The organism is bacterium, assembly GCA_041649255.1.
Taxonomy (GTDB): Bacteria; Hydrothermota; UBA3073; order JACQXS01; family JAQTXJ01; genus JAQTXJ01.
Genome location: JBAZNK010000033.1, coordinates 1 through 9,160, shown reverse-complemented (window position 1 = coordinate 9,160; position 9,160 = coordinate 1). Strand labels below are relative to the sequence as shown.

Here is a 9,160-nt window from a genome sequence, read left to right as displayed (position 1 = left end):
AATACAGATATAAAAAAGATTTAGATTATCGCAGACAATAGAAATTATCCCCGCAAAGAGCATTATAGGAACCCCTTGAAGCTTTAACAATTACTTACAAGCCCTTATGTTAATTAGGAAAAAGATTATGGAGCGTAGCGACATCCCGCCTCGGCTGGATTGTCCGGAATCTTTTACTGGAGGGATTCCTATCCCAGGGAGACCAGCTTATTCAGCAAAGCTTAGGGACATTAAGACACCGTAGAAGGAAAAGATAGCAGAAAAAACTATTGTTTTAAAACCGCATCAAATATATAATCCACCCATCGGAGATAATACTTGGGGTTGAAAAAATCTGTAACGGCTTTTGCGGAAAATGTCTTTTTTACAAGTTTATCTTCTAAAAGAATGTCTCTTAAATGCTTATTTTCTGCTTCAGCCCTGAATGCCGAACTCTGGACGATTTTGTATGCCGTTTCACGTTCTATTCCTTTTGCAAGAAACTCTTTCAATATTCTTCCTGAAAATATTTGTCCTCTTGTGAGTTCTAAATTCTTTTCTAGATTTTTATTTATAATTTTTAATCCTGCAATTACGTCTTTTGTTTTTCTTAACATATAATGAGTAAGCATAATTGAGTCCGGAATAATTATTCGTTCGGAAGAGGAATTTGAAATGTCACGTTCTCCCCACAACGGTATGTTTTGCATCGCCGCCATTGAGTTAGAACGGATTACTCTCGCTAACCCGCATATCCTTTCACAAATCACAGGGTTCTTTTTGTGAGGCATTGCAGACGACCCTTTTTGTCCACTTCCAAAAGGCTCTTCCAATTCATGTATTTCCGTTCTCTGGAGATGTCTTATTTCTTGAGCCGTTTTCTCGCAGGAAGTAGCTATCATAGCAAGAGCAAGAATAAATTCTGCGTGGTTATCCCTTTGAATAATCTGGGTTGAAATAGGTGCAGGCTTTAAGTCTAAGTTTTTGCATACAAGTCTTTCCAGTTCAGGCGTTATATGAGGATAATTCCCGCAAGCCCCCGAAATTTTGCCATAAGATATTGTTTCTATTGCGGATAAAAGCCTACGTTTGTTTCTTAATGCTTCGTCATACCAAACAAGGAATTTCAGACCGACCGAAATCGGCTCTGCCTGAATTCCGTGAGTCCTACCTGCTATCAGGGTATATTTTTCTTCTTTTGCTCTTTTCTTTATGACATCCAACAAACTCTCAAGTTCTTTCAAGATAATTTCACCTGATTCTTTAAGTAACAAAGCAAGCGCAGTATCTTCTATGTCATAAGAGGTTAAGCCCATATGTATCCATTTTGCATCTGGGCCTACGCTTTCTTTAAGGCTTTCAAGGAAAGCGATAAGATCGTGCTGGGTAATTAATTCCAGTTCGTTAATTCTTTGGATGTTGATTTTTGCTTTCTTTTTTATAGGAGTTACAACGTTAGAAGGTATTTTGCCAAGTTTTACATACGCATCCAAAACTGCGAGTTCAACTTCCAGCCATTTTTTGTATTTATATTCTTCCGTCCAGAAATCTTTGAATTCTTTTGTGGTATATCTTTCTATCATAAGGTTGAGTATATATAGAGTTTTCTAAAAAGCAAGAAAAATTATATACGAAAAACAACAGAATGGACAGACGCACAGGTCTGCCCCTACGAAAAGATGTGGAACAGATAATTCTCACCGCAGAGACGAATAGAAAAACGGAGAAATCAAACCACAGAGAACACAGAGAAGGAAAGATAAATTAGGGATAACAGAATGGAGAGAAAAAAAACAGAGAGGGTGCAGAGGAAATAACAAAGAACAGAAAAACGAAAAGATTTACCACGAAAGAACACGGAAAACAAAAGAAAGATTGAAAGGGGACAAATTACTCTTCTATCATTTCAACATTTGCGCGAGGTAAAATAGCATCCGTTCCATCGTCTAAGGTTATTTCAAATGTTCGCACTTTTGTGCCTGTTTCTATTTGTCTTAATTCGGAAGGTAAGCTTTTCACTTTTCCTAATTTACCGAAATAAGGTTCTCTGATTATTCGTACTCTTGTGCCTATATCCACACCTTTTATTTCTATTTCTTTTACTGCTTTTATATCTTTTTCGTCTTCGCTTAAAGGAATTATTACTTCCGGCCTTAGTACTCCTGCGCGAATCTGGGTTGCTCCGTTTATGGAAGCCCTTCTCCCATCAAAAGAACAAAGCAACTCGAAAGTTCTCTTCGCCATCTGCATCGGACCAAATCCTTCCGTAACAACTAGTGTTAAGCCTTTCTTTTCTGTTCCGGTTATTGCCACACCAATATCGTATCCTAAAAATTCTTTTAATTCTTGATCGCCTATGCCTCCGACTATAATGCCTTTACATCCACATTCTACGGCTTTTTTCATAGTTTCGCAAGTTACGTAAGAACCTGCGATAAGAATCTTATCCTTGTCGGCAGAAGAAATGTTTTGAGCCGTTAATATATCCTCGGGATTAGCTACTGCTTTTTTTAATATCCCCACGGTTTCTCCGCCTATACCGAATATTCCCTGAATAAACGCGCCTACGGTATCAATTATCACACCTTCGTTTTCAAGTACTTCCGTTACGATACCATCTATATATGCGTTTATTGCAACAAGGGTTGGGGGCTGCCTTAAAATTGCCTGTCCGGTAATTTTAGATAGACTTTCAAATGTTCCATCTATAGGAGAATTTATTGTCGTTTTCATAAAACCAAATAATCCTTTGGTTTGGGCAATTGGCTCTCCCTTTGTCAAGGAGTCGCCGGGATGTTTTACAAGATAATGCTCAATATCTTCGGGTGGAACGCCTAAAAGTCCGCCTATATTAAGAGGGTTAACGTCGCCGGGCAATTCTGTCCGCGCAACCATTGTTTCTGCGGTTACCTTTGTTCCTATGGTTACGATTACTTCTCCTTTTAATGGAAGTCTGCGTTCCTTGCGAACTTTGGTATTGGATGCGACTTTTAGTCCCGGTGTATAAACATGTGCCATAGTATATATCTTTTAAGAGCAAATATAGAAAAAGTCAAGAGGAAAATAAAACCACCATAGTTGCCACAGAACAAAAAGGCGCAGAGGTCGCAGAGAAAATACAGTTTAGATAGTGCCCTAAATATTTAACGGTTTTATTTCATCAAAATCAATTTTTTAGTCTGCCGTATTTTTCCGATAGTCTGTTCATTTTGTCCTCATACTTCTTTGATTTTTTCATTTTATTGTAACAAATAAACCTGTAAAACCATCCCAAACTGCTCGTATTATAAACAGTCCATTTGGCGCCGTCAAATCTTGCCAATCCGGCACGGGTCCCAATCCACTTTGTCGAACCGTCTACCACGATAACGTTAATATGATTAGAAGGCAATTTTGAATTCTTTTCATTATAAAGAGTCCAGTTGATACCGTCAAATTTCACCAATCTAGAATGAGTTCCAATCCATTTTATAGAGTCTTCTATCGCAATCGACTTAATCCAATCATTAGGTAATTGGGAATTTTTCGTGTTATAAACAGTCCAATTTATTCCGTCAAACTTCGCCAACCCGTACCCCAAAGTTCCAATCCATTTTACGCTATCTTCTATTGCTATCGCGGTAACATGATTATCCGGCAATCCAGAGTTATCCTTATCATAAATAGTCCACTTAGCGCCATCAAGTCTTGCCAATCCCTTTTTTGTCCCGCCCCATATTATTGAGTCCTCGAGTGCAATGGCAAAAAAATCAAGAGAACTTCTTTTTCGGGAAGAAGCTAATCCCAAATTATCCGCATTATAAACAGTCCAAACCGTGTCACAGAATTTTGCCAGACCACAAACAGTTGCAATCCATTTTGTCGAGTTCTTTACTACAATAGAATTAATCTCATCTGAAGGCAATAGGGTTTTAATCCTGTTTGTCTGGGTTTTCGCACCAGGAAATTTCGGTTCGGTTTCAGTATAAATAATCCAGCCAACGCCGTCAAATTTTGCCAAACCATAACGGGTACCAATCCACTTTGTCGAGTTCTCTATTGCAATACACTTGATATGATAATCGGGTAACCCTGAGTTCGGATATCTATAATGTTTCATTTCACCAGTAGCCTTGTCCATACAAACCAAACCGTTTTCAGTTCCCACCCATATTTTATTCCCTTCAACTGCAATAGCCTTAATATTCTGTTCTCTTTGATAACGACGCCAATCTCCTATCTCAGCACAAGGCCCATTTTCGTAGCAGGACCATCCATTACTATAGAGACGAATTTGAATTTTCGCTACACTTAATAAGCCAATTGCTATTATTACTATAGTAATAAGAACCGTAGGTATTATTATATTTAGTTTTTTCATATTTTAAGCGATACCTATATAGAACATGTCATTGGATGCGGTGTTTGTCAAGTTAGATTTATCCTGCTGAAATCAACAAATGTCAAATTGTTTACCCCTAATCGCTTAGCGGGACGTTCCGTACTTATTTAGCAATTTAATGGCATTGGGTTTATCAGAAAGGACATAACCTGCTTCATCTGTCGGATTAAGCATATCAATAACTTTTTGTAAATATAAGCTTGCTTTTTTGTAATCTTTTTTCTTTATATAGACTTTTCCAATATCAACTAAAAGAGTAGTATTATTAGAATCTATCACAATGGCTTTATTTAAATCTTCCATTGATTTATTCAAATTTCCGCCAAGAAACCCTGGCAACTCATAATATAACGCCGCTCTTGCATCAAGTCCTTCTATAGAATTGGGATTAATTTGTAATATTTTTTCTATTTCTTTTTTTATTTCCGGAATAATGTTTACAGCATTAAGGATACCTTTTAGTTGTCCAATTCTTCCCGTATTTGCCATATACCATAAGTGTGCCCATTCGGAATTATCATCTATTCTTATTGCTTTTTTGCCATACTCAACGCCTTTATTATAAAACAAAACTTTTCCTTCTTTTGTTTTTGCGTCATAGCCTAAAAAAGAATAGACCTTTGATAATTCATAATTTGCCCGTAAATTAGTGGAATCCTCGTTTATTACGTTTTGTAGAATTTCTGCGCTTTCTTTAAGGTTTTCTGCTCTAATATGTCTTGTCTTATAAAGGGCAACTGCAGAATCTATACTCTGTGTGTTTAGAAATATTACAAAAATAACATTTCCTATCATATTTATTTCGTATAACATATTAAATTCTGTAAGTCAACTACTTTAAAGAACAGAGAAAATTGTGACGCACTTGCCTGCCGGCAGGCAGGGATTAACACAGATAACACAGAGGAAAAGAACAGAAGGTACAGAAAAAAGGGTAAAGATTGAAGCCAGATCCACCCAAAAAAACTCCACAAATAAATAGACAGATAAATAAAAAGTGGTATAAAAGATTATATGAATTTCTCTATTCCCTATTTGGGCGAGACGCTGGCGTTTATAACAGCTATTGTTTGGGCTTTTGCAGTCATTCTTTTTAAAAAAAGCAGTGAGACAGTTCATCCTATTGCCCTTAATCTATTTAAAAATACGATGGCTTTTATTTTATTCATACCTACTATGTTGCTATTCAAAGAGTCCTTATTCCGAGCTGTTCCTTTTAACGAATATTTATTGCTTATCTTTAGCGGATTTATTGGCATAGGCATTGGTGACACGCTTTTTTTTGCAAGTCTGAGCATTATAGGAGCAGGGTTATCTTCTATCGTCTCCTGTGTATATTGCCCCGTTATCATAGCTATGTCTATTATCTGGCTTAAAGAAACTCTTTCTATTTTACAGGTTATTGGAATAATCCTGATTATCTTGGCTATGTTATTAACAATTAACTGGAAAGAAAAACTTCAAATAACTCGCAAGAAACTTTTACTGGGAATTTCTTTGGGAATTCTCGCGGATATTGCAATGGCCGGAGGCGTTGTTATGATAAAACCTTTACTGGTAAGGTCTCCCTTATTATGGTCAACAGAAATTAGGTTAGTCGGCGGGTTATTAGGACTTATTATAATTTTATTAATCCTCCCATCCCGTTACAAAATTGTTTCTTCTTTATTTATTTCTAAGGGCTGGAAGTTTACTATTATTAGTTCTTTTCTCGGAGCTTATATTGCAATGGTTACGTGGTTGGCAGGGATGAAATTTACGCAGGTTTCTATTGCTTCGGCATTAAATCAAACAAGTAACATTTTCATATTTTTATTCGCCGCTTTACTACTGAAAGAACCCGTTACGTTACAACGTATTATCGCAATTATACTTGCAGTATCGGGCTCTCTTATGGCAGCTTTGGGGTAGGGGTTCGTTATTTTTAGAATGGGCGTATGCAATAAACCCCTACTAATTTTTGAATTCCTGAGCTATAAAATTAGCTACTTTTTTTGCTACTCCGGACTCTCCCTGCTTATTTGTTGGGAAAGCAAGTAGGGAAATTATTGCTTCAAACTCCCGGATTAATTCGTTTTTATTTTTTAGTATATCCTTCATAGTATTGACTATTTTTTCGGGGTTTACATTATATTGTATAAACTCAGGAACGATTTGTTTTCCTGCAATTAAATTTGGAAGCCCAATCCATTTAGTTTTGACAATTAACCTGCTTATAAAATAAGAAAACGTGGAAGTTTTGTATATTATAACCATTGGCACTTTCATAATACAGGTTTCAAGAGTAGAAGTGCCCGATTTCACAAGAGCAAAAGATACGTCTTTCATTGTTTCATACGTATTATCCGAAAACGTTATCTTATTCTGTTTGTCAACAGGCAGACAATTTTTAATCATCGATTGGAGCCAGGTTTTGTCAATGCCGGAAGCAACCGGCAAAACAAACTCGTATTCCGGCAACAGTTTGACGCAGTTCAACATTATAGGAAGGATGTGGCAGATTTCATCTTTACGTGAACCCGGCAACAGAGCTACTTTATATTGAGACCGAGAAACCTCCTCCATATTTGTGGGCGTATAACCTTGTAGTATATCCACAAGGGGATGGCCGAAAAATTTTGTTTCCAGATTTTTGTAAATCTGTTGCTCAAAAGGCAGAATAACTATTCCTTTATCCACATATTTTTCTATTGTTTTTATTCTCCCTTTTCCCCATGCCCATACTTGTGGTAAAATATAATATACTACTTTAACTCCTTGCTTTTTTGCAAATTTTGCGACTTTCAGGTTAAATCCGGGGTAATCTACAAGCACACACAAGTCGGGTTTTTCTTCCAATAAATGTTTATAAATAAGGTTTAATGCATTCCGTATTTTAAAAAACTTGGGTATAATTTCCAGAAAACCTATAACTGCGAGGTCTTTTATATCATATAAAAGATTAACTTTTTCCGCTCTTAATTTTTCCCCGCCGATGCCACTTATTTTTATGTCTGGTAGAAGTAATTTTAATTCTTTAACTACTTTTGCTGCGTGCAAGTCGCCGGAAATTTCGCCCGTTACAATAAGAAGTTTTTCCCCCATATTATTTAACGGATAACGTCGATAAGAGGTAGTACTTGTTTATAAAAAGATTGTAGCATCTTTTTGAGGGCCTACACATATTGCTACTACTTTTACATTCAGTAGTTCGCTAATTCTTTCAACATATTTTTTTGTTGCCGTTGGCAATTTGTTATATTCTCTTATTTCGGATATAGGTGTTTGCCAACCATCCAGTTCTTCATACACGGGTTGGATTTTGTACATCTGTTCCGGTAAAGCGAAGTTTGCTTCCGGAACATATTTAGTGCATATTTTAAGTTGTGAAAGTTCATCTAAAGTATCAAGTTTAGTTAGTACAATCTTTTTTATTCCATTTATCATTAACGCTCTTTTAAGGAGCACTATATCCAGCCACCCGCATCCTCTTGGTCTCCCTGTTGTAGCGCCATATTCTTTGCCGCGGGAACGAATAGCTTCTTCTATATCGGGAGCCATCGTCGTAGGCATCGGGCCTGCTCCTACGCGTGTAGTGTATGCTTTTGTTACGCCTATCACTTCATCTATACAAGTTGGACTTATGCCTAATCCTGTGCATGCGCCACCGGAATGTGGGTTTGATGAAGTAACATATGGATACGTTCCGTGGTCTATATCAAGTAATAATCCTTGCGCTCCTTCAAGCAACACTTCTTTTTTCTCCGCTATCCATTTATTCACAAGAGCAGTTGTATCGGTAATATAAGGAGCAAGTATTTCTCCGTATTTACAATATTGCTCATATATAGGTTGAAAGTCAGGCTCAGCAACAAGTGTTTTAAGCTTTTCCTTAAAAAACTCGGGATATAAAAGTTCTATCATTCGTATCCCTCTTCTTCCACATTTGTCTTCATAACAAGGACCTATACCTTTACGAGTAGTTCCGATTTTACCTGTAATATCATCTTTTGATTTATGATAAGGCATAACAATATGCGCAGAATCACTAATGAAAAATCTTTTACCTGCTTTAAATCCATATTTTTCAAGAGTTGTTAACTCATTTATAAGCGCTTCGGGATCAATAACCACTCCGTTACCAATTACACACATCGTGTTTGGATATATAATTCCACAAGGTACAAGATGAAAAACAACGGTATTGCCATCAATAATTAAAGTATGCCCTGCATTTGCTCCACCCTGGTACCTTGCAACTACATATGCGGATTTTGAAAAAAGTTCTATAATTCTTCCTTTGCCTTCGTCGCCAAACTGAGTCCCGACAATAACTTTAACCATATATTTAGTTTTTATTTACTCTACAAAAATAAAAGAAGAAAAATTAATATGTAGTAGCACCTGGAATTATATAGTTCGCAGGAGGGGAAGATTCTCCAGTTACTCTTACTTCATAATGAAGATGAGGACCCGTTGAACGTCCTGTATTTCCTATATAACCTATGACTTCGTTTCTATTTATTTTTTGAGAAAGATTGACTTTAGTGCGCGAAAGATGTCCGTATAAAGTTCTATATCCGAAACCATGGTCAATTTCTATGCACAAACCAAGGCTTCCCGCATTTTCAACTCTTGTGATTACGCCCGCTGCAGTTGCTAAAACAGGGGTTCCTACATTATTTGCAATATCCATACCCGAGTGAAATTCACCCTGCCCTCCCATTCTACGCCATCCAAAGTTTGAAGTAATTTCTCCTTGCGCGGGCCAGACAGAGGGAGTGGCATTAAGTATTTTCTCCGTTCTGTTAATTGAATGAG

Annotated in this window: 8 protein-coding genes; 1 reads left to right on the top strand and 7 read right to left on the bottom strand. The window is 36.9% G+C overall.

From position 1 onward, the window contains the following. Positions 1-266: 266 nt before the first annotated feature. The 4 genes from purB to WC614_13800 form a co-directional block, all read right to left on the bottom strand. The gene (gene purB / locus WC614_13815) at positions 267-1,562 is read right to left on the bottom strand and encodes an adenylosuccinate lyase (GenBank protein MFA5034080.1); all 1,296 of its coding nucleotides are present in this window, start codon (positions 1,560-1,562) and stop codon (positions 267-269) included. A 307-nt stretch (positions 1,563-1,869) separates the two neighbouring features. Next, positions 1,870-2,997 carry a hypothetical protein gene (locus WC614_13810; protein MFA5034079.1) on the bottom strand — a complete coding sequence of 376 codons (1,128 nt, stop codon included), beginning with the start codon at positions 2,995-2,997 and terminating at the stop codon, positions 1,870-1,872. A 148-nt stretch (positions 2,998-3,145) separates the two neighbouring features. Beyond that, positions 3,146-4,339, bottom strand: coding sequence for a hypothetical protein (locus WC614_13805; GenBank protein MFA5034078.1), 1,194 nt, complete (start codon positions 4,337-4,339; stop codon positions 3,146-3,148). Between the two features lie 105 nt (positions 4,340-4,444). Next, complete coding sequence (locus WC614_13800; GenBank protein MFA5034077.1) at positions 4,445-5,173, bottom strand: hypothetical protein; 729 nt, start codon at positions 5,171-5,173, stop codon at positions 4,445-4,447. Between the two features lie 201 nt (positions 5,174-5,374). On the opposite strand from WC614_13800, the gene WC614_13795 reads away from it, so the two are divergent. After that, a complete protein-coding gene (locus WC614_13795) occupies positions 5,375-6,271 on the top strand; it encodes a DMT family transporter (protein MFA5034076.1) in 897 nt (298 codons plus the stop codon). A gap of 42 nt (positions 6,272-6,313) precedes the next feature. Here the strand turns inward: WC614_13795 and lpxB are convergent, their stop codons facing one another. The 3 genes from lpxB to WC614_13780 all read right to left on the bottom strand — a co-directional run. Then, a complete protein-coding gene (lpxB, locus tag WC614_13790) occupies positions 6,314-7,444 on the bottom strand; it encodes a lipid-A-disaccharide synthase (GenBank protein ID MFA5034075.1) in 1,131 nt (376 codons plus the stop codon). A gap of 39 nt (positions 7,445-7,483) precedes the next feature. Then, positions 7,484-8,683 carry an adenylosuccinate synthase gene (locus tag WC614_13785; GenBank protein ID MFA5034074.1) on the bottom strand — a complete coding sequence of 400 codons (1,200 nt, stop codon included), beginning with the start codon at positions 8,681-8,683 and terminating at the stop codon, positions 7,484-7,486. Between the two features lie 43 nt (positions 8,684-8,726). After that, positions 8,727-9,160: M23 family metallopeptidase (locus WC614_13780; protein ID MFA5034073.1), on the bottom strand; the 434-nt coding region annotated here is incomplete at its 5' end.